The sequence below is a fragment of the Pseudomonas sp. Y24-6 genome, from assembly GCF_020295325.1.
Classification (GTDB): domain Bacteria; phylum Pseudomonadota; class Gammaproteobacteria; order Pseudomonadales; family Pseudomonadaceae; genus Aquipseudomonas; species Aquipseudomonas gregormendelii.
Genome location: NZ_JACBXG010000004.1, coordinates 43,987 through 64,962, shown reverse-complemented (window position 1 = coordinate 64,962; position 20,976 = coordinate 43,987). Strand labels below are relative to the sequence as shown.

Here is a 20,976-nt window from a genome sequence, read left to right as displayed (position 1 = left end):
CCCCTCGCGCCACCCGGCACTTTGCGCAAGAATGCCGACCATCAACGCGACAGGCGCTCGACCTCATGACCCCGACTCTCCCCCGCAGACCCCGCTGGCGCAGCCTCGCACTGCTCGCGCTATGCCTGGCGCCGTTGCTGTGGCCGCTGGAGCATCTGGCCGAACGCTATTACCGCAGCGAACTGGCCGGGCAGAACCGCCAGACGCTCGACCTGTACGTCGCCAACCTGTTGGGCACCCTGCACCGTTATGAGGTGCTGCCGCAAATTCTCGGCGAGCTTCCAGCCCTGCGCGCCGTCCTGGGCGCGCCGGACGACGGCGTGAGCCAAGGCAACGCCAACCGCCTGCTGAAAAACATCAGTGCCCAGACCGGCGCCGAAGTCATGTACCTGATGGACACCACCGGCAAAACCCTGGCGGCGTCCAACTGGGACAAACACGACAGCTTCGTGGGGCGCAATTTTTCCTTCCGCCCCTACTTCAGCGAAGCCATGGCCGGTCGCCTTGGGCGCTTCTTCGGCCTGGGCACGACCTCGGCCAAGCGTGGCTATTTTTTTGCGGCGGCGGTTCGCCAAGGCGAAAAGATCATCGGCGTACTGGTGGTCAAGGTTGACCTCGACCATACCGAGAGCCTGTGGGGCAACACCCCGGAACAGCTGCTGGCCACCGATCAAAATGGCGTGGTCATTCTCACCTCACGGCCGGAATGGCGCTTTCGTTCGACCCGCACGTTGAGCGAGGCGGAGAACAAGGCGATCACGGCGATCCAACCCTACCCCACTCGCGATCCCCAGCCGCTCAAGCTCAACCCCAATGCGTGGCTGACCCAGTCCCACCAGATCGACGAGACGGGCTGGACGGTGAACATCCTCGCGCCGCGCACCCTGATCGACCGCCCGGTGCGCACGGTCGTTGCCATTGGCGGCGCCACCCTGCTGGTGTTGATGCTGCTGCTCGGCCTGATGATGCAGCGCCGCCGCCATTACCTGGAGCGGATCGCCTTCGAGGCCAAGGCCCGTCGTGAACTGGAAGGCCGGGTTGCCGAGCGCACCAGCGACCTCGAAGGGCTCAACCGGCGTCTCAAGGAGGAAGTGCTGGAACGCGAACAGGCCCAGCAGGAATTGGTGCGCGCCCAGGATGACCTGGTGCAGGCCGGCAAGCTGTCGGCACTGGGGACGATGTCTGCCAGCATCAGTCACGAGTTGAATCAGCCACTGGCGGCGATCCGCAGCTACGCGGAAAACGCCGAAGTGCTGCTCGATCACCAGCGCACCGACGACGCCCGTGGCAACCTCAAGCTGATCAGTGAACTGACTGCACGCATGGCCTCGATTATCGCCCACCTGCGCGCGTTCGCCCGCCGCGATCGCCATGCGCCGGAGAGCGTGGCCCTGCAACCGGCGCTGGACGACGCACTGGCCCTGCTCGCCAAGCGCCGGCGCAGCATGGAGGTCGAACTGATCCGCGATTTGCCGGCCGCCACCTTGTGGGTCGAAGCCGGCGAAACCCGCCTGCGCCAGGTGCTGGGCAATTTGCTGGCGAACGCCCTGGACGCCCTTACGGAAAAAGGCCCGCCGCGTAAACTGTGGCTGAGTGCCCAATCCACTGCCGAAGGCGTCAACCTGTACATTCGCGACAACGGCCCGGGGTTTTGCATGGAAGCACTGGGTCGCGCCAGCGAACCTTTCTACACCACCAAGACCCGCACCCAGGGCCTGGGGCTGGGGCTGGCGATCTGCGAAACACTGATGCGCGCCTTCGGTGGTGAACTGTCGTTCTCCAACCACAAGGAAGGCGGCGCGCTGATTACCTTGAAATTGCGCGCAGGCGCACCGGGCGTGAGCCTGCAACCGTCCGAGGACCGAAGTGCATGACCATCGACAACCGCATCCAGGTCGTGCTGATCGACGACGATCCGCACTTGCGCCAGGCCCTGAGCCAGACGCTGGACCTTGCCGGCCTGAAGATCCTGCCGCTGGCCGAAGCCAAGGGCCTGGCTGCGCAGCTGGAGCGAGACTGGCCGGGCGTGGTGGTCAGCGATATTCGCATGCCGGGCATGGACGGTCTCGAACTGCTGACCGAACTGCATGCCCAGGACCCGGAGCTGCCGGTGTTGTTGATCACCGGCCATGGCGACGTACCGCTGGCGGTGCAAGCGATGCGCGCCGGGGCCTACGACTTCCTGGAAAAACCCTTTGCCAGCGATGCCCTGCTCGACAGCGTGCGCCGGGCGCTGGCCCTGCGCCGGTTGGTGCTGGATAACCGCAGCCTGCGCCTGGCACTGAGCGATCGCAACGAGTTGAGCGCACGGCTGGTTGGACATTCAGCGCCAATGGCGCGCCTGCGCGAGCAGATCGGCGCCTTGGCGGCCACCCGGGCGGACGTGCTGATCCTTGGCGAAACCGGCGCGGGCAAGGAAGTGGTCGCCCGCGCGCTGCACGATCTGTCGAGTCGTCGCAACGGGCCATTCGTGGCAATCAATGCCGGCGCCCTGGCTGAATCGGTGGTGGAGAGCGAGCTGTTCGGGCACGAGCCCGGCGCTTTCACCGGGGCGCAGAAGCGCCGCATTGGCAAGTTCGAATTCGCCAACGGCGGCACGCTGTTTCTCGATGAAATCGAGAGCATGAGTCTGGATGTGCAGGTCAAGCTGCTGCGCCTGCTGCAAGAGCGCGTGGTTGAGCGGCTTGGCGGCAACCAGCAAATCCCGCTGGACATCCGTGTCATCGCTGCGACCAAGGAAGACCTGCGCCAGTCTGCCGACCAAGGCCGTTTTCGGGCCGACCTGTACTACCGCCTCAATGTGGCGCCGCTGCGCATCCCGCCTTTGCGCGAGCGCGGCGAAGATGCCCTGATGCTGTTCCAGCATTTCGCCAACGAGGCCAGCACCCGCCACGGTCTGCCGCCCCACGAACTGCAACCGGGTCAACGCGCTCTGCTACTGCGCCACAGCTGGCCAGGCAACGTACGGGAGCTGCAAAACGCCGCCGAGCGCTTCGCCCTGGGCCTGGAACTGGCCCTGGACAACAGCGCACCGGATGGCACATCCGGGGTCACGGTTGAGGTGATCAGTGGCGGGTTGAGCGAACAGGTGGAAAACTTCGAGAAGAGCCTGATCGCCGCCGAGCTCGCGCGCTCCCACAGCTCGGTCCGCAGCCTGGCGGAAGCACTGGGCATCCCGCGCAAAACCCTGCACGACAAACTACGCAAGCACGGGCTCAACTTTGCCGATGGCGGCGCCCACAACGCCACCGACGAACTCGACTGAGCCACCGTCCAATCACCGCCCACAGACAAGAGAGCGTTCATGAGCCGCGACAGTCGTCACCTGGAAAGCATCCTGCACCACGACATTCCCCTGACACGGGACATGGGCCTCAAGGTGCTCGACTGGCACGATCAGCAGTTACGTCTGCACCTGCCGCTGGAGGCCAACGTCAACCACAAGAGCACGATGTTTGGCGGCAGCCTGTATTGCGCCGCCGTACTGGCGGGGTGGGGCTGGTTGCACCTGCGGTTGCGCGAGGAAGGCATTGAAGACGGGCACATCGTGATTCAGGAAGGGCAAATCAGTTATCCGCTGCCGGTGACCATGGACGCGATTGCGATTTGCCAGGCACCCGGTGCGGCGCAGTGGAAGAAATTTTTGGCGATGTACCGGCGGTATGGACGGGCGAGACTGACCCTGCAATCGCGGATTGTGAATGCGGAGGGTGCCGAGGATGCGGTGACGTTTAGCGGGCAGTACGTTTTGCACCGTTAAGATCAAAAGATCGCAGCCTCGTTGCACTCGGCAGCTCCTACGGTGCGGACAGGCTGCGCTTTTTCGATCGTTAACCCTGGGCCAGTTTCAACAACTGCTGTCGCCAGGATGCCTGGGCCGGCAGCGCCAGGAAAAACCCGTTCAACAACGATTCCCGCGCCGGGTAACTGAACGTTTTACCGCTCAACTCCAGCACTTCGCCCCCAGCACCTTCCAGCACTCCCTGGGCCGCCGCCGTGTCCCACTGCGAAGTCGGCGCCAGGCGCGGGTAACAATCCGCCGCGCCTTCGGCCAGCAGGCAAAACTTCAATGAGCTGCCGATGTTGGCCAACTCCAGCTCACCCAGGCTCGCGCTCAAGCCTGCAAGCAAGCGTTCCTGCTCGGGGCTCGAATGGCGGCGGCTGGCGACTACGGTAAAAGCTTCACCTGCCGGCGGGACCTGGCGGACCTGAATAGGCAAAGGCTCGGCACCTTTATCCGAACGCCATGCCCCCAGGCCTGCGCCTCCGACATAAACGCGCCCATTGGTCGGCATCGATACCACCCCAAACACCACGCGGCCTTGCTCGATCAAGGCGATGTTGACGGTGAACTCCTCGCTGCCCGAGATGAATTCCTTGGTCCCGTCCAGCGGATCGACCAGCCACCAGCGCTGCCAGCCGGCGCGCACGCTTTGGGGGATGTTGGCGTCTTCTTCCGAGAGCACCGGGATGCTTGGGTCCAGAGCGGTCAGCCCGTCCAGAATCAGATGGTGAGCCGCCAGGTCAGCGGCTGTGACGGGTGAATCGTCGGCCTTGGCAGTCACGGCCGTGCCGGTGCGCCAGAACGGCAAAATGGCGTCGCCTGCCAGCAAGGCCAGTTCGATCACGGGCGCCATCAATGGATGCGGGAAATTCATGGCTGGTACACCCCGCGCTGTGTCAGCAGATCCCGGGCCAGATAGAGCGCGGCCAACGCACGGCCTTCGGTGAATTGCGGGTTCTGCGCCAGCGCCGACAGCTCGCGCAGGTTGACCTTGCTTACGCCCATCGGCTCGGGCTCGTCGCCTTCCAGGCGTTCCTCGTACAAGTCCGTGGCCAGCACCACCTGGATCTTCTGGCTCATGTAGCCGGGCGACAAGGACAATTCGGTCAGGTGTTCCAGCTGCCGCGCGCCATACCCGGCTTCCTCCTTGAGCTCGCGCTCGGCCGCCGCCAGCACGTCTTCGCCGGGTTCGATCAAACCCTTGGGCAACGACATCTCGTACTCATCGGTACCGCCGCAGTATTCCTCGACCAGCACCGCATGATCCGCATCCAGCATCGCCACGATCATCACCGCGCCATAGCCGGCGCCCTTGCCGACCAGTCGCTCATAAGTGCGCTCGACGCCATTGGAAAAGCGCAACTTCAGCTCTTCGACGCAGAACAGGCGGCTGGTGGCGACGATCTCGCGAGCGAGGATGGTAGGTTTTTGGCGCATGAGCGGCTCCTGGGTGATAGCGAGTTACTATACCCGGCCTATCCTGAATGTTGACCCCGGATATCCTTTTTACCGCTGGAGAAGTTTTTTATGTCCCTGCTGCCCTGGCATGACATCGATACCGTTTTGCTGGACATGGACGGCACCTTGCTGGACCTGCATTTTGACAACCATTTCTGGCTGGAGCACCTGCCGCAACGCTATGCGCAGCTGCACGGAGTCAGCCTGGCAATGGCCGAGATGGAGTTGCAGCCGCTGTTCGAACGCCACGCCGGACAGTTGCAGTGGTATTGCCTGGATTTCTGGAGCACCGAGCTGAAGTTATCGGTTCGCGAGTTGAAACTGGAGACCGCGCACCTGATCGCCCTGCGCCCGGACGCGGACACGTTCCTGGCGGCGATCAAACAAGCCGGCAAGCGTGTGGTGATGATCACCAACGCCCACCGCGATTCCCTTTCACTCAAGCTTGAACGGATTGAACTGGCGCCTTACTTCGAGCGGCTGATCAGCTCCCACGATTACGGCTATCCCAAGGAAAATCCGCAGTTCTGGGACGCCCTGCAGGCGGACATCGGCTTCGATCCGGCGCGCAGCCTGTTTATTGACGACACGCTGCCGATTTTGCGCAGTGCGCGGGATTTTGGCGTGGCACATCTGCTGGCCGTGCGGGAGCCGGACAGTCGCAAGGGCCCAAAGGACACGGCTGAGTTTGCGGCGGTTGAGGATTATCGGGATCTGGTTGCCGGTCTCTAGACCGATTCGGCTGCATCGCGGGCAACGCTTGCCCGCGATGGCGATCTAAAGCTTTACTCAGGAATCCGCAACGACTGCCCCGGATAGATCTTGTTCACGTCCTTGAGCATCGGTTTGTTGGCCTCGAAAATCTTGTTGTACAGGTTGGCATTGCCATACACCCGCAGGGAGATCGCGCTCAGCGTATCGCCCTTCTCCACCACCACAAACTTCGCAGCCACCATCACTGGCCCGGTCACGGTAATCTGGTCTTCAACACCACTGACGCCCGCCACGTTGCCCAGGGACAACAGGATCTTTTCTTTCTCTTCCTGGGTGGCGGCTTCACCACTGGCGATCACCTTGTCGCCCTCGACCTTGACCTGGATCTTCGAAGTATCGATCCCCGTCAGCGCATCCTTGACGTGCTTGGTCAGCGCCTCGCTGTTGGCTTCGGCCTTGTCCGGCGTCAGTGCGTCGAGGATTTTTTCACCGGCTTCTTTGAGAAAACTGAAAAGGCTCATCGTGTGCTCTCCATGGTAATAAAAGGGTCCAGACGCAAAAGCCTAGACCAAGCTTGCACACTGCGGTTCCAACCCGACCAATGACGCCGCTTCCCGCCAGGGGCTAGAATCGGCGCCTTCCTGCGCCCTGGAGCGAAGATGGACATCAAGCAGCTGAAATTCCTCATCGCACTCGACGAAACGCGACACTTCGGCCAGGCCGCCGCACGCTGCCACATCACCCAACCGACCTTGTCGATGCGTTTACGCAGCCTGGAAGAAGAGCTCGAATTACCGCTGGTCAACCGTGGCCAACGCTTTGAAGGCTTTACCGCGCCGGGCGAGCGAGTGCTGGCGTGGGCGCGCACGGTGCTGGCGGCCTACGACGGGCTGCAAGCCGAGGCGGCCGCCTGTCGCGGCAATCTGGTCGGCACCCTGCGCCTGGGGGTGGTGCCGTTATCGAGTTTCGATCCATTGCCGTTGATGCAGCGCCTGCATGCCGAACACCCGAACCTGCGGTTCGAGTTGTCTGCATTGAGCTCCGAGCAAATTCTCGAACAGCTGGCGAACAACCGCCTGGACCTCGGCGTGTCTTACCTGGAACGCCTCGACGGCGAGCGTTTCGACTCCCTGGCCTTCAGCGAAACCCGCATGGGCCTGCTTTACGATCAGCGCTTCTACAGTTTCAGCGAGGCGCCGCTGAGTTGGGAGTCGTTGATCGAATTACCGCTGGGCATGCTCACCAGCGGCATGCACTTTCGCCAATCCATCGACCACAATTTCCACAGTCGTGGCCTCAGTCCCCAGCCTCTGCTGCAGACCGACGCCGTGCATCAACTGTTACAAGCTGTGCACGGCGGCTTGTGTTGCGCCGTGATGCCGCTGGACGGCGGCCTGGAAAACCTCACCGATCATCTGCGCCTGCAACCCATTGAAAACGCCCAGACGCTCGCGCGCCTGGGCTTGATCATGCGGCGCAGCGCACCTCGATCGGCACTGGCAGAGGCGTGTTTTGCGATTTATCAAAAATCATCCACGGACGCTTGATCGACGCCGTCTATCGGCACATCAGTATTAGCGATTAGACGCGACCGTTTGACGCGCCTAGGCTTAAAGCTGATCAAACCGTGGTGATGCCATGAACGCCAAGCGCCCAGCCTGCGCGGCGCCTGCCCTCGAAACGCCCGCGCCCGCTGCGAGTCAAACCTACAGCTACAGCAACCTTGATGCGTCCGGATCGGCCCATACCGAGCTGGCCGAGGAAGTTGCGCTGGCGATTGCCTACAACGGCATCAGCCAGGCCGTGATGCTGGTGACTCCAACCGACCTGGAAGACTTCATCGTCGGTTTCAGCCTCGGCAGCGGCATCATCAACGACCCCGCCGACATCTACGACCTGCAACTCAGCGGCTCCGGCTCGGCGCAGTACGCGCAAGTCACTATCGCCAACCGTGCATTCTGGAACCTCAAGCAGCAACGCCGGCAACTGGCCGGAACCAGCGGTTGCGGGTTGTGCGGAGTGGAGGCGGTCGAGCAGGCACTGCCAGACCTGAAAGTATTGCCTGGGGCGCCATTGCCGCCGATTGCCTGGCTCGACGGCTTGCGCCAGCGCATCGGTGCTTTCCAGCCCCTTGGCCAACACTGCGGAGCGGTACATGCCGCGGTGTTCATGAATGATCGGGGCGAGTTGCTGCTGGGTCGCGAAGATATCGGCCGGCACAACGCCCTCGACAAGCTGATTGGCGGCCTGATCCGCCAGGACATCCCGATTGGCGCGGGGCTGGCGATCGTCACCAGTCGTTGCAGCCTCGAACTGATCCAGAAAGTGTTGCGCGCAGGCATCCAGACCCTCGTCAGCCTCTCTTCGCCGACAGGCCTTGCTGTGCAATGGGCGCGCCGACACAACCTCAATCTCATCCACCTGCCGCAGAAAAGTGCGCCGCGGGTCTACAGCCCTGCGATGGAGAACCTCACGTGAGCCAACATCATCAAGCCGACCAGAAACCCGTCCCCCGCTACAAGCCCTACAAAGGCCCGGCCGGTGGCTGGGGCGCGCTGATCAGTGTGGCCCAGGCGTGGCTGACCAGCGACAACGCGCTGAAGAACCTGCGCATGATGCTCAAGACCAACCAGAACGGCGGCTTTGACTGCCCGGGTTGCGCCTGGGGCGACTCGCCGGAAAGCGGCATGGTGAAGTTCTGCGAAAACGGCGCCAAGGCTGTGAACTGGGAAGCGACCAAGCGCCGGGTGGATGCTGCATTCTTCGCCAAACACAGCGTCAGCTCGCTGCTGGAGCAAAGCGACTACTGGCTGGAGTATCAGGGCCGCCTGACCGAACCGATGAGCTACGACGCCGAGACCGATCGCTACAAGCCGATCAGCTGGGAAGCGGCCTTCGCCCTGATCGGCAAACACCTGCAGGGCCTGTCGAGCCCGGATCAGGCCGAGTTCTACACTTCGGGGCGCGCCAGTAACGAAGCGGCCTACCTGTATCAACTGTTTGTGCGCGCCTATGGCACCAACAACTTCCCCGATTGTTCGAACATGTGCCACGAGGCCAGCGGCGTGGCGTTGGCGCAAAGTGTCGGCGTGGGTAAAGGCACGGTGACGTTCGACGATTTCGAACACGCCGATGCGATATTTGTCTGGGGCCAGAACCCCGGCACCAACCACCCCCGGATGCTGGAGCCGCTGCGTGAAGCGGTCAAGCGCGGCGCCCAGGTGGTGTGCGTCAACCCGTTGAAAGAGCGTGGGCTGGAACGTTTCCAGCATCCGCAGCACCCGATCGAAATGCTGACCAATGGCGACAAGCCGACCAATACCGCGTACTTCCGGCCAGCGCTTGGCGGCGACATGGCCTTGCTGCGCGGCATGGCCAAATTCCTGCTGCAATGGGAGCGCGACGCGCAGAAGACTGGCGGGCCCGCGGTGTTCGACCATGACTTCCTCAATGAGCACAGCGTCAATGTGCTGGAGTACATGGGCGCCATCGATGACACACCTTGGGAGCAGATCGTCGAGCAATCCGGCCTTGCCCTGGTGGAAATCGAGCAAGCGGCGCGCATGTACGCCTCGGGCAAGAACGTGATCATGTGCTGGGCAATGGGCATTACCCAGCACCGTCATTCCGTGCCGACGATTCAGGAAATCGCCAACCTGATGCTGCTGCGCGGCAACATCGGTCGCCCAGGCGCCGGCCTGTGTCCGGTGCGTGGCCACAGCAACGTGCAAGGCGACCGGACCATGGGCATCAACGAACGTCCGCCGGTGGCGTTCCTCGATTCCCTCGAACGTCGCTTCCAGTTCAAGGTGCCGCGCGCGAGCGGCCACAACGTGGTCGAGGCGATTCATGCGATGGCCGAGGGTCGTGCCAAGGTGTTCATCGGCCTGGGCGGCAACTTCGCCCAAGCCACGCCGGACAGCCCACGCACCTTCAAGGCGCTGAGCAGCTGCGACCTGACCGTGCAGATCAGCACCAAGCTCAACCGCAGCCATCTGGCCCACGGCAAGGACGCGCTGATCCTGCCGTGCCTGGGTCGCACCGATATCGATATCCAGACCGAAGGCCCGCAAGCGGTGACCGTTGAAGACTCGTTCAGCATGGTCCACGCCTCCAACGGCCAGTTGCAGCCGCTGTCCAACCAGATGCGCTCGGAGCCGTCGATCATCGCCGGTATCGCCGCCGCTACCCTGGGCAGCCGGCCCGTGGACTGGAGCTGGCTGGTGGCCGACTACGACCGCATTCGCGACCTGATCGCCGATACCATTCCGGGTTTCAAGGACTTTAACGAGAAAGTGAAGAATCCAGGCGGTTTTTACCTGGGCAACAGCGCCGGTGCGCGCAAGTGGAATACGGCGTCGGGCCGGGCCAGCTTCCGCCCCAATATCCTGCCCAAGGACCTGGTTCACGAACGAACGCGCGCCACGGGCGTGTTGCCGGATCTGATCATGCAGTCGATGCGTTCCCACGATCAGTACAACACCACTATTTACGGGCTCGATGACCGGTATCGCGGGGTCAAGGGGCAGCGCGACGTGCTGTTTGTCAACGAAGCCGACATCATTCGCCTGGGCTTCAAGCCTGGACAGAAGGCGGACATCGTTTCAATCTGGGACGATGGGCGTGAGCGCCGGGTGAAGGGTTTTACGTTGCTGGCGTTTGATATTCCGGCGGGACAGGCAGCCGCTTACTATCCGGAGGTGAATCCTCTGGTACCGTTGGAAAGCACGGGAGATGGCAGCCACACGCCGACGTCGAAGTTCGTGGCGATTCGACTCGAAGCGGCAAGCGAAAATGGTCTGATCATGGCCAGGTCAGCGTAGCTGCCCTACCCACTCATCACCCACAAAAAAGGCCGTTTCCGGGTGGAAACGGCCTGTCTTAAGTAGATAAAGACCAGCGAAAAAGCATTAAGTTCCGCCCAAAAAACAGTAACTTACGCAATTGTGTACAAGTCGTGTCACTCGTCGGATTTCGATTGTAACCAGTACCTCCCAGCCTCAGGATCGCGCCGTCATCCCCTTGAGGTTCCTCTATGAAGTTCTCCTCGATTCTCTTGTTGTCCCTTGGCCTGGTCAGTGGCTTCGCTTCTGCCGGAGGCACCACCGAAGCAGGCGTGGGCGGCGCATTGGGCGGGGTTTTGGGCTCAGTCGTCGGTCAATCGTTAGGCGGCAATACAGGTTCAACCATCGGCGCAGCCCTGGGTGGCGCGGGTGGTAGTGCCGTCGGCGCAGACAAACGCAGCCGTGGCGAAGCCGCCATCGGTGGTGCGCTGGGCGCAGCCGGCGGTAACGTGGTCGGTCGCAGCGTAGGCGGCACCACAGGCAGCCTGATCGGCTCCGCAGCAGGCGGTGGCGCGGGTGGCGCACTCGGCAACTACATGGGCAACAAGAGCGATGAGGACGATAATCGTCGCTCTTATCGCGGTGGCCGTGATGATCGTCGCTACTATCGCGATGATCATCGGGGTCGCGGCCATGCCTACGGCCACCGCAAGCACAAACATCGCTATCGCGACTGAGGCATCAATCGCCTCGTTTACCGGTAGATCAAAAAATCGCGGCCCCAGGGCCGCGATTTTTTTTGCCAGTCAAACCACCAACCGCTCCAGCGCCCCGCGCAACCCGCCCGGAATCGCCACCGGCTGATTCGACCCGCGATCGACAAACACATGCACAAAGCGCCCTGCTGCACAGGCCTCGTCTTCCCCTGCCTTGAACACCGCCAGTTCGTACTGCACCGAACTGTTGCCCAGCTTGCCCACGCGCAGGCCGATTTCAATCCGGTCCGGAAACGCAATCGAGGCGAAATAATCGCAGGCCGAACTCACGACAAAACCGACGACTTCGCCGTCATGGATATCCAGGCCGCCGACTTCGATCAGGTAGGTGTTCACCGCGGTATCGAAGAAGCTGTAGTAGGTCACGTTGTTGACGTGCCCGTAGGCATCGTTGTCATGCCAGCGCGTGGTGATGGGCTGGAAGTGCGGGTATTCGCAGCGTTGGGGCATTGGCGTCGTTTCCTTGGATTGAATTCCAATTCTAAAGCTAATTCTGCTTCAGCATTCTTCGCCAGCAGGCTGGCTCCCACAGTCAATCGGGTTTCAACTCAAAGTTTAAGAACACCCACAATTCCATGTGGGAGCCAGCCTGCTGGCGATGGCGCTCGCAAGAACACTGTAGTGATCACCTGTCGGCAAACCCCTTGCCGGTCGCCGCCAACTCACCAATCAACCGGGCCGGATTCCAGTGATCGCCCTGGCGAGTCTCCAACGCCAGCAACCGCTGATGAATATCCGTCAGCCCCTGCTGATCGGCCCAGGCCATCGGGCCGCCCTTGTCGGCCGGGAAGCCATAGCCGTTGAGGTAGACCAGATCGATATCGTGGGCCGATCCGGCGATACCTTCCTCAATAATCTTCGCGCCTTCATTGACCAATGCCAGCAAGGAGCGCTCCAGCACCTCCTCAGGCGAGATCTCACGGCGTTGATAGCCCAATCCCTCGCTGACCTCCAGCACCAGCGCATCGACCTCTACGTCGCGCTCAGCCTGGCGGCTACCGGCTTCGTAGTGATAGTAACCATTGCCGCTCTTCTGACCGAAGCGACCCAGTTCGCACAAGCGGTTATCGACCTGCACCTCGGGCGCATCCTGGCCAACACCCGCCAACTGCCGGGCGCGCCATCCCAGATCGACGCCAACCACGTCGTACATGCGAAAAGGGCCCATGGCAAAACCAAAACCTTGCAGCGCCGCATCGACCTGATGGGGATAGGCGCCCTCCAGCAGCATCTTGCGTGCTTCGTGCACGTAGGTATTGAGCATGCGGTTGCCGATGAAACCGTCGCAGTTACCGGCCACCACGCTGACCTTGCCCATGCGCTTACCCAGCGCCAGCGCCGCCTCCAGTACCGCCGGCGCAGTCTTCGCACCGCGGACGATTTCCAGCAGTTTCATGATGTGCGCCGGGCTGAAGAAATGCAGCCCCAATACCTGCCCGGGGCGGCCGGTGACTGCAGCGATGGCGTCGATATCCAGCGCCGAGGTATTACTCGCCAGAATCGCTTCAGGCTTGAGCAGAGCGTCCAGCTCGCGGAAGATCTTTTGCTTGAGCTCAAGGTTCTCGTACACCGCTTCGATCACCAGGTCTACATCAGCAATGGCCGCATAGTCTGCAACGGCAGTGACCCGCGCGACACGCGCATCCGCTTCGGCCTGATCGATACGGCCCTGGCGAACATTGTGAGCGCAGGTGTCTGCCACACTTGCCAGGGCTTGCTCAAGCATCTGCGGATTATTATCGACCCACTGCACTGGCACCCCGGCATTCACCAGGCACATCACAATGCCCCGGCCCATGGTGCCCGCGCCAATCACGGCGGCACGCTGAATGTTGAACGGTGTCTGGCTCATGGTTGTTCTCTTGTTGGCGATCCAAAGACAGCCCTCACCATAGTCAGCCACCGTTCATTTTTGAAATTTATTCCTGTGATGGGAGACATTCAGCGGATGGATACGCTGTTTGCCAAGACGCCAACCCCCCCTGTAGGAGCGAGCTTGCTCGCGATGATCTTGAGGTCTCGCAAATTAAGCTGTTGCCCCGCGTCATCGTTGACGACCATCGCGAGCAAGCTCGCGCCTACAGATATCACGCTCAGGCTTGGAGGTGAGTTTCGACCCACTCCCGCACTTCGCCATACGGATATTCCTCCAGCACCGCATACCCCGCAATTGACCGCGCCTTGAGCTTGGTAAACAACGGCACACTGATGCCACACAGGAATCGGGTCACCCGCTCGGTCGAAGGAATGGAGCCGGTGTGCTGCTCGTGCTTGTGGATAAATTCACCGCACAACGCCTCGAAATTCTTATCCATAAGCGCCGGCAGCTCAGGCGGTGCCGGCAGTCGTGCGATATTCCCGTGACACACTGAACAATGCCCGCACTGCCGGGGAGCATGTTCATCCCCGAAGTACTCGGCCAGCCGATAACCCAGGCAGCGGTCGGTGGCAAACAGATCCAGCATTGCGTGAATTCGGGCGACCTCGGTTTGCTCGTGCCGGGTGAAGTAGGCATGCAGTTCCGTGGCCAGTGCCTGACTGTCAAAGCCTGCTTGCAGCACGCTGTAGACCTCGGTCATCTGCTTGCTTTCGAGCTCGATCCAGCCCTTTTCCTGGAAATAATCCAGGGCCTTGACCACCCGATTACGCTCGGCCTGGTAGCGTTCGTACAGCGCGTCAAAGCTCACCGTGGCCCAGGCTCGCGCAAGGGTGGAGGTCTGAATGATCGCCGCCACGAAATCCTTGCGCTCCCCCTCGAACCGGGCCAGAAAGGCGGCAGGCTCCTGCAGGTATTTGAATCGGTACTCGGCGTAGTAGGCGTAACGCGGGGCGATGATCCGGCGCAGCTCCAGCTGAACCAGCAAGGTCTTGAGCGGCAGCTGCCGGATGTTGCTCTGGTCCGCCAGCGGCCCCAGCAGAAACTCCCATTGCCCATCAGCCGCGCACGCCTTTAACTCATCCAGCACGTGCCGGATGCCATCCAGCTCCGGCGTGTCGCCGTAGACGAAGTTTTCCAGCACATTGAGGCTGTCGCGGTTGGCCAGCACCAGACAGTCCGACGGCTGCCCGTCGCGCCCGGCACGACCGATTTCCTGACTGTAGTTCTCGATGGACTTGGGCAGGTCGAAATGCACCACGTTGCGTATGTCGCTTTTGTCGATGCCCATGCCAAATGCGATGGTGGCGACGATGCAATTGGATTGCCCGCCCATGAAGCGCTTCTGGATCGCCTCGCGTTTTTCGTGGGGCAACCCGGCGTGATAGGCCTCGGCCTGTATGCCATTGCGACCCAGGTGCTCGGCGATCTGCTCGGCGGTTTTCTGCAGGGTGACGTAGACGATGCTGGGCTGACCCGGCCGCTCGCTCATCCATTCAACCAGTCGCCGGCGCTTGTCCTGGCCACGCACCGGCTCCACCAGCAAACTGAGATTAGGCCGGTAGAAACCGGTAGTCACGACGTCTTCTGGCGCAATGGCGAACTTGGCCTGCATGTCCGCGATCACCTTCGGCGTCGCAGTGGCCGTCAGCAGCAGCGCCTGGGGGATGTTGAACTGGCGCTGGTAGTCCGGAAGCTTGAGGTAATCAGGCCGGAAGTTATGGCCCCACTCGGAAATGCAGTGCGCCTCGTCCACGACCAGTAACGAGATTGGCACCTGCTGGAGGAAGTTGCGAAAGCGCTCATTTTTCAGCCGCTCCACGGACACCATCAGGATCTTGAGCTCACCCGATTTCGCCCGAGCCATCACATCGGCGGCGTCGTCGCGACTCTGCGCCGAATCGATACTGCCTGCCGAGATACCGTGACGCTGCAGAAATGCCAGCTGGTCCTGCATCAGCGCCAGCAGTGGCGAGACCACCAGCGTCAGGTGTGGCAACAGCATGGCCGCGATCTGGTAGCACAGGGACTTACCTGAACCCGTGGGAAAGATCGCCGCCGCCGAGCGCCCGGCCAGTACCGCGCTGATCGCAGCCTCCTGGCCGGGACGAAATTGTGGATAACCGAAAACCTGTTCCAGGGTGTTGTGCATAAGCTGTCACTCCGTTGACCGCTGGCAAAGCCCAAAGCCTAGCTGGCGATCGCCGCGAGTCGAGAAAAGGTCGGGGGTAAAAAGATACCGGATGATACCGCGCAGGGGCTGGCAGGGCGTGGGGAATCAAGACAGGGGGAACGAACCGAGCTGCGATGGCGCCGATACGCGGCATCTGATGAAAGCGTTGGAAGATCAGCTTGTGATCAACAGCGCCGTGCTACTGAAACAATGGAGGGTCTCAAGTAAATGCTATAAGTGCCATTATTCTGGCTATTTACCACGAACTTCGTTGAAATAATGCCAGTTTTAATGCCAAGAATGATGCTGGGACGCGCAGGAGCTGGCTCCAGAGTCTGCAGCGAACACCTATAAGGACATAGCGTGAGGGACAAAGCATGGACGTACTGATGGGCTTGCTTGCTGCCTTGTTGTGGGGCGGCACGGATTTTCTGGTGGGCTTGAATGCCCGGGCGGTAGGCGTCAAGCGAGCGGTGTATTTCGGCCAGGCTCTGGGCTTCAGCATAATGAGTTTGCTGCTGATCGCTTTTCCTGCGTTCATTCTCAAAGCCATGTCGGCATCTATCAATGTGTGGCTGATTGGCGTTGCTGCAGCAGGGCTGACTGTGTCCGGTGCGCTCGCGCTGTCGAAGGCTTTTGCTCTGGGCAAAGCATCCATCGTTGCGCCGGTGGTGACGTCCTACGGGGTGGTGACGACGTTGCTGTCCTGGGCCGCAGGGGAGCAAATCGGTTTGCTCCAGCTGCTGTGTATCGCCCTGTGTGTGGTCGGGGTCATACTTTCCAGCATTCATGGCGACTCGAAGATTCCCCACGCCACCCAACCCAGTAGTTCCGTGGCCTACGCTCTGCTGGCGGCGTTGTTTTATGGCACCAGTTTCTGGTTGCAGGGCCAGTTCGTACTGCCGGTTCTTGGACCGGTGACGATGCTGTGGCTCGCCTATCTGATCGGGCTGATCGTACTGCTAGCCATCGTCTTGAGAATCAAGGACGGGCTGAAGATGCCACCGCTGAAAAACTGCATGACGCTGACCGGTGCCAGCCTGATGAACCTCGGCGGGTTTTCGTCATTTGCCTGGGGCGCGGTGGCGGGATCGGTTTCGGTGGTGACGGTAATCAGCACCCTGTCGGGCGGGATAGCGGCGATCCTCGGATATCTGTTCTTCAAGGAGCGGCTGGGCAAAATCCAGGTGCTCGGGGTAATTCTGGTGTTGCTCGGTGCATTTGTCCTGCACCTCAAGACCTGAAGCCCACGCCCACGAAAAAGCCGCCCTGAAGGCGGCTTTTTCGTTACATCAAGCCAATCCTTACAACTTCGGACCAGCAGCCTTGATGGCGTCGCTCACGTCGAACTTCTTGAAGTTCTCGACGAACAGGCCGGCCAGTGCTTTAGCCGATTCATCGTAGGCAGCCTTGTCAGCCCAGGTATTACGTGGGTTCAACAGGCCAGTCTCAACGCCCGGTACGGCCAATGGCACGTCGAGGTTGATGGTGTCGAGGTGTTCGGTTTCAGCACCGATCAACGCGCCGCTCTGGATCGCTGCGATGACGCCGCGAGTGGTCGGAATGTTGAAGCGCTTGCCAACGCCGTAGCCACCGCCGGTCCAGCCGGTGTTGACCAGGTAGACCTTGGAACCGAAGCCGCGGATGCGCTTGATCAGCAGCTCTGCGTATTCGCCAGCCGGACGCGGGAAGAACGGTGCGCCGAAGCAGGTGGAGAACGTCGACTTGATGCCGCTGCCGGAGCCCATTTCGGTCGAGCCCACCAAAGCGGTGTAGCCGGACAGGAAGTGGTAGGCCGCTTGTTCTTCGCTGAGGATCGAAACTGGCGGCAGTACGCCGGTCAGGTCGCAGGTCAGGAAGATCACCGCGTTGGGCTCACCGCCGAGGTTCTTCTCGGAACGCTTGGCAACGTGCTCCAGCGGGTAAGCTGCGCGGCTGTTCTGGGTCAGGCTCACATCGGCGTAGTCGGCGTGCTTGGCGTCATCGATGACGACGTTTTCCAGGACTGCGCCGTGCTTGATGGCTTTCCAGATGACCGGCTCGTTCTTCTCGGACAAGTCGATGCACTTGGCGTAGCAGCCGCCTTCGATGTTGAACACAACGCCTTCGCCCCAGCCGTGCTCGTCGTCACCGATCAGGTAACGGCTTTCGTCGGCGGACAGGGTGGTTTTACCGGTGCCGGACAACCCGAAGAACAGGGTCACGTCGCCCGCTTCACCGATGTTGGCCGCGCAGTGCATTGGCAGCACGTCGGCGGCAGGCAGCAGGAAGTTCTGCACCGAGAACATGGCTTTCTTCATTTCACCGGCGTAACGCATGCCGGCGATCAGTACCTTCTTCTGGGCGAAGTTGAGGATCACGCAGCCGTCGGAGTTGGTGCCATCACGCTCAGGCACGCACTCGAAGTTGGCCACGTTCAGTACTTGCCACTCTTCGCGACCTGCCGGGTTGTACTGGGCAGGATTGATGAACAGGCAACGACCGAACAGATTCTGCCAGGCAGTCTGGGTGGTCATTTTCACAGCCAGGTAGTGGTCTTCGGACGCACCTACATGCACATGGGAAACGAAATGCTCTTGCGCGTTGTTGAACGCCTCGACGCGGTCCCACAGGGCATCGAACTTGTCGGCCGGGAACTTGCGGTTGATCGGGCCCCAGGCGATGGCTGCCTGGGTGGTTGGCTCTTCCACGATGAAACGATCGACTGGCGAGCGGCCGGTACGGTGACCGGTACGAACAACCAGCGCGCCGGTATCGGCAAGCTCGCCTTCACCACGATTCAGAGCTTCTTTTACCAGATCATCAACACTCAGATCGGTGTACACGGCGTTATTGGCTTGCGTCATGAGATTCCCCGTCGGCCAGTGGCCGAGTGTGCTCCAAACGTTTTGTAGTAGAAAGTCGTGCACTACTACCGCGACAAAAAGTGGGCCGGATTATGCCAGAAACGACCAAAAATAGTAGGGCCCTCCCGTCGTAACGGCGCTAATGCGGCGCCAAGCAGTGAATTTACCTGCGCTGAACCGTTTTAGTGCCGGGTATCTGACGGGGTATCCACACCGGCTCCAGCGAACAATTGAGTGATATCGGCGGCATCGAACAGGTAGCGCTGATTGCAAAACTGGCAGTCGATCTCGATGTTGCCACCGTGTTCCACGACCAGGTCCTGAGCGTCTTCCAGGCCCAGGCTGACCAGCGCATTCGCCGAGCGCTCGCGCGAGCAACTGCAACGGAAGCGCAGTCGCTGGACATCGAACAGGCGCACCTGCTCTTCGTGGTACAAGCGGTGCAGCACGGTTTCGTTGTCCAGGCTGAGCAGCTCATCGGCCGTCAGCGTACTGCCCAGGGCGGTGATGTGCTGCCAGCTGGCGGCGCGCTCTTCTTCATCCCTGAGGCGATCAGCGGGCAGTTGCTGCAGCAGCAGACCTCGGGCACGACGGCCGTCGGCGTACAGCCAGAAGCGCGTGCCGACCTGCTGGGACATGACGAAATAGTTGGTGAAGCACTCCGACAGGGTTTCGCCGTCCAGGTCTACGATGCCCTGGTAGCGCTGGCCTTGGGTCGGATCGACCGTCAGCGCGAGGACACCGTTGGGCATCAGGTCGGCGAGCGTCGCATCAGGTGCGATGCGGTCAGCCTCATAACGGGCCAGGCCACGGATTTCGCGTTCGCTGGAGCACTCGATCATCAGCAGCGGGATCGGCCCTTCGGAACGGGCCTGGAGGATCAGCAGGCCATCGAACTTCAAGGTGCCGACCAGCAACGACGCCGCGGCCATCAATTCGCCGAGCAATTGCGCAACCGGTTCCGGATAAGCATGTTTAGCCAGGACTTCGGCGTAGCTGAGTTCCAACGAAACCAGTTCGCCGCGGGTATCACTGTCATCGAAGATGAAGCGTTGGGTGTAGTCGGTATCCGTTAGATCGGTCATAGGTTTGGGTATCTGAATTAATGTCAAAAGATTTCAAAGAGTAAGCTGCGCAGGGTTTGCGCAAGCAAAGTCTGGCCATGGCAGGCATTTTAGGAACAATCCGGTCGGGTTCCAAGCTCAGACAGGCCAGCGCACAAACACCTGCTTCACTCGTCGTTGCTGTTCCCACGAAACTTAAACAGATCCCGCCGCTGTTTTTTGCTCGGCTTGCCGTCGGTGGTCATGCCCAGCGAACCCGCCTTGCGCATCTCGGCAGCAGCCTCGCGCTTGGCGACGCTGGCTTCGGTCTCGGCGTACAAGGCCTGCGCCTCGGGAGCCCCCCGGCGCACGATCGACAGTGCCTGAACTACTACCGTACGCTCTTCGAACCCCTGGCGAATCTGAAATTCGTCGCCAATGCGCGGTTCCTTGCCGGGTTTGCAGCGCTCGCCCCGACAATGCACCTTGCCACTTTCGATCGCCGTCTTGGCCAAGGCACGTGTTTTATAGAAACGCGCAGCCCACAACCACTTATCGAGACGGACCTTGTCCTCCTCATCCTTTTTTTGTGTCACCGGAATTCCTCTTTTAGCCCATAGTCGGAACTGTACTACCGTTTCTGTCGGGCGCAAGAACCCGCCCCTCCAGATAGAATGTGATCCAGGTCGGCTCATCGCAGTGGAGTGTTCGAGTGACAATATTTCCGTCTTCATTGACTTCATCCAGTGGCGATTGCCAGGGATGTCAACAAAGCGAACCGTTGGGCTTTGATTTTGCCTTTGCCTACCAACCCATCGTGGACCTGCGAGACCGATCGATCTTTGCCCATGAGGCACTGGTGCGCGGCACCGGCGGTGAAGGCGCGTTATCGGTGCTTGACCAGGTCACCGAGGCCAATCGCTACCGATTCGACCAGCTCTGCCGCACCAAGGCGATCGAAGGTGCTGCGCAACTGGGCATGCAAACCAACTTGTCGATCAACTTCATGCCTAACGCCGTGTACCGCCCGGAGCTGTGTATTCGCAGCACGCTGAAGGCCGCCAAAAAACACAATTTCCCCATAGACAGGCTGATTTTCGAAACCCTGGAAAGCGAGCATGTAGATAACTATCGCCATTTGACCAATATTCTGCGTGAATACCGCGAATTCGGCTTCAAGACCGCCATCGATGACTTCGGTGCGGGGTACTCGGGGCTCAATCTGCTCGCTGACTTCCAACCCGACCTGATCAAACTCGACATGGCGCTGATCCGTGATGTCGATCGCGATCGTGTTCGTCAGGCTATCGTGCGGGGGATTGTCACAATCTGTGCGGATCTGGACGTTACAGTCATTGCCGAAGGCATCGAAAGCGCTGGAGAACGGGATTTCCTGGCGGACTGTGGAATTTTTCTGATGCAAGGCTATTGGTTCGCCAAGCCTGCATTCAAAGCGTTGGCCCAGGTACCAGCGGGTACCTGGACGCGTTAATCGCCGGTTTATTCCTATTGAAGACATTTG

Annotated in this window: 19 protein-coding genes; 10 read left to right on the top strand and 9 right to left on the bottom strand. The window is 60.8% G+C overall.

Going from position 1 to position 20,976, the window contains the following annotated elements:
• Positions 1 to 65 precede the first annotated feature (65 nt).
• Genes HYI44_RS09110 through HYI44_RS09100 form a run of 3 tightly spaced genes read left to right on the top strand, consistent with a single transcriptional unit; the run spans position 66 to position 3,760 of the window.
• On the top strand, positions 66 to 1,874 hold the full coding sequence (locus HYI44_RS09110; RefSeq protein ID WP_225569243.1) for a sensor histidine kinase: 1,809 nt from the start codon (positions 66 to 68) through the stop codon (positions 1,872 to 1,874).
• A complete protein-coding gene (locus tag HYI44_RS09105) occupies positions 1,871 to 3,265 on the top strand; it encodes a sigma-54-dependent transcriptional regulator (RefSeq protein ID WP_225569242.1) in 1,395 nt (464 codons plus the stop codon). Before HYI44_RS09110 ends, HYI44_RS09105 begins: the two co-directional genes overlap by 4 nt.
• Positions 3,266 to 3,304: 39 nt before the next feature.
• Complete coding sequence (locus tag HYI44_RS09100) at positions 3,305 to 3,760, top strand: YiiD C-terminal domain-containing protein (protein ID WP_225569241.1); 456 nt, start codon at positions 3,305 to 3,307, stop codon at positions 3,758 to 3,760.
• Positions 3,761 to 3,830: 70 nt separating this feature from the next.
• Here HYI44_RS09100 and cysQ read toward each other — a convergent pair whose 3' ends face one another.
• Complete coding sequence (gene cysQ / locus HYI44_RS09095) at positions 3,831 to 4,658, bottom strand: 3'(2'),5'-bisphosphate nucleotidase CysQ (protein ID WP_225569240.1); 828 nt, start codon at positions 4,656 to 4,658, stop codon at positions 3,831 to 3,833.
• Positions 4,655 to 5,221: an ADP compounds hydrolase NudE gene (gene nudE, locus HYI44_RS09090; RefSeq protein ID WP_045061333.1), complete on the bottom strand. Its 567-nt coding sequence runs from the start codon at positions 5,219 to 5,221 to the stop codon at positions 4,655 to 4,657. The genes cysQ and nudE overlap by 4 nt, the downstream gene beginning before the upstream one ends.
• A 90-nt stretch (positions 5,222 to 5,311) precedes the next feature.
• Here nudE and yrfG point away from each other — a divergent pair, with 90 nt between their 5' ends.
• Positions 5,312 to 5,974, top strand: coding sequence for a GMP/IMP nucleotidase (gene yrfG / locus HYI44_RS09085; RefSeq protein WP_122840740.1), 663 nt, complete (start codon positions 5,312 to 5,314; stop codon positions 5,972 to 5,974).
• Positions 5,975 to 6,027: 53 nt separating this feature from the next.
• On the opposite strand, the gene lysM is transcribed toward yrfG, so the two are convergent.
• Positions 6,028 to 6,477: a peptidoglycan-binding protein LysM gene (lysM, locus tag HYI44_RS09080; protein WP_045061331.1), complete on the bottom strand. Its 450-nt coding sequence runs from the start codon at positions 6,475 to 6,477 to the stop codon at positions 6,028 to 6,030.
• A 138-nt stretch (positions 6,478 to 6,615) separates the two neighbouring features.
• Between lysM and HYI44_RS09075 the strand changes: the two genes are divergently transcribed.
• The 4 genes from HYI44_RS09075 to HYI44_RS09060 all read left to right on the top strand — a co-directional run bounded on the left by HYI44_RS09075 (position 6,616) and on the right by HYI44_RS09060 (position 11,477).
• Positions 6,616 to 7,503, top strand: a complete 888-nt coding sequence (locus tag HYI44_RS09075; RefSeq protein WP_045061330.1) for a LysR family transcriptional regulator — start codon at positions 6,616 to 6,618, stop codon at positions 7,501 to 7,503.
• A gap of 91 nt (positions 7,504 to 7,594) precedes the next feature.
• On the top strand, positions 7,595 to 8,434 hold the full coding sequence (gene fdhD / locus HYI44_RS09070) for a formate dehydrogenase accessory sulfurtransferase FdhD (RefSeq protein WP_225569239.1): 840 nt from the start codon (positions 7,595 to 7,597) through the stop codon (positions 8,432 to 8,434).
• Positions 8,431 to 10,779, top strand: a complete 2,349-nt coding sequence (locus HYI44_RS09065; protein ID WP_225569238.1) for an FdhF/YdeP family oxidoreductase — start codon at positions 8,431 to 8,433, stop codon at positions 10,777 to 10,779. Before fdhD ends, HYI44_RS09065 begins: the two co-directional genes overlap by 4 nt.
• A 212-nt stretch (positions 10,780 to 10,991) precedes the next feature.
• Positions 10,992 to 11,477, top strand: coding sequence for a glycine zipper domain-containing protein (locus HYI44_RS09060; RefSeq protein WP_122840743.1), 486 nt, complete (start codon positions 10,992 to 10,994; stop codon positions 11,475 to 11,477).
• 69 nt (positions 11,478 to 11,546) lie between these two features.
• Here the strand turns inward: HYI44_RS09060 and HYI44_RS09055 are convergent, their stop codons facing one another.
• The 3 genes from HYI44_RS09055 to HYI44_RS09045 all read right to left on the bottom strand — a co-directional run bounded on the left by HYI44_RS09055 (position 11,547) and on the right by HYI44_RS09045 (position 15,544).
• Entirely contained in the window at positions 11,547 to 11,966 is a 420-nt protein-coding gene (locus HYI44_RS09055; RefSeq protein ID WP_045061326.1) for an acyl-CoA thioesterase, read from the bottom strand.
• Positions 11,967 to 12,141: 175 nt separating this feature from the next.
• Positions 12,142 to 13,368, bottom strand: a complete 1,227-nt coding sequence (locus tag HYI44_RS09050; RefSeq protein WP_225569236.1) for a 3-hydroxyacyl-CoA dehydrogenase — start codon at positions 13,366 to 13,368, stop codon at positions 12,142 to 12,144.
• Positions 13,369 to 13,609: 241 nt separating this feature from the next.
• A complete protein-coding gene (locus HYI44_RS09045) occupies positions 13,610 to 15,544 on the bottom strand; it encodes an ATP-dependent DNA helicase RecQ (protein ID WP_225569235.1) in 1,935 nt (644 codons plus the stop codon).
• A gap of 410 nt (positions 15,545 to 15,954) precedes the next feature.
• Between HYI44_RS09045 and HYI44_RS09040 the strand changes: the two genes are divergently transcribed.
• Complete coding sequence (locus HYI44_RS09040; RefSeq protein WP_225569404.1) at positions 15,955 to 16,809, top strand: DMT family transporter; 855 nt, start codon at positions 15,955 to 15,957, stop codon at positions 16,807 to 16,809.
• 60 nt (positions 16,810 to 16,869) lie between these two features.
• Here the strand turns inward: HYI44_RS09040 and HYI44_RS09035 are convergent, their stop codons facing one another.
• The 3 genes from HYI44_RS09035 to HYI44_RS09025 all read right to left on the bottom strand — a co-directional run bounded on the left by HYI44_RS09035 (position 16,870) and on the right by HYI44_RS09025 (position 20,050).
• Positions 16,870 to 18,411, bottom strand: a complete 1,542-nt coding sequence (locus HYI44_RS09035) for a phosphoenolpyruvate carboxykinase (RefSeq protein WP_122840747.1) — start codon at positions 18,409 to 18,411, stop codon at positions 16,870 to 16,872.
• Between the two features lie 182 nt (positions 18,412 to 18,593).
• The gene (gene hslO, locus HYI44_RS09030; protein WP_122840748.1) at positions 18,594 to 19,496 is read right to left on the bottom strand and encodes an Hsp33 family molecular chaperone HslO; all 903 of its coding nucleotides are present in this window, start codon (positions 19,494 to 19,496) and stop codon (positions 18,594 to 18,596) included.
• Between the two features lie 146 nt (positions 19,497 to 19,642).
• Entirely contained in the window at positions 19,643 to 20,050 is a 408-nt protein-coding gene (locus HYI44_RS09025; protein ID WP_225569234.1) for an RNA-binding S4 domain-containing protein, read from the bottom strand.
• Between the two features lie 116 nt (positions 20,051 to 20,166).
• Here HYI44_RS09025 and HYI44_RS09020 point away from each other — a divergent pair, with 116 nt between their 5' ends.
• Complete coding sequence (locus HYI44_RS09020; RefSeq protein ID WP_122840749.1) at positions 20,167 to 20,946, top strand: EAL domain-containing protein; 780 nt, start codon at positions 20,167 to 20,169, stop codon at positions 20,944 to 20,946.
• The last annotated feature ends 30 nt before the right edge of the window (positions 20,947 to 20,976 follow it).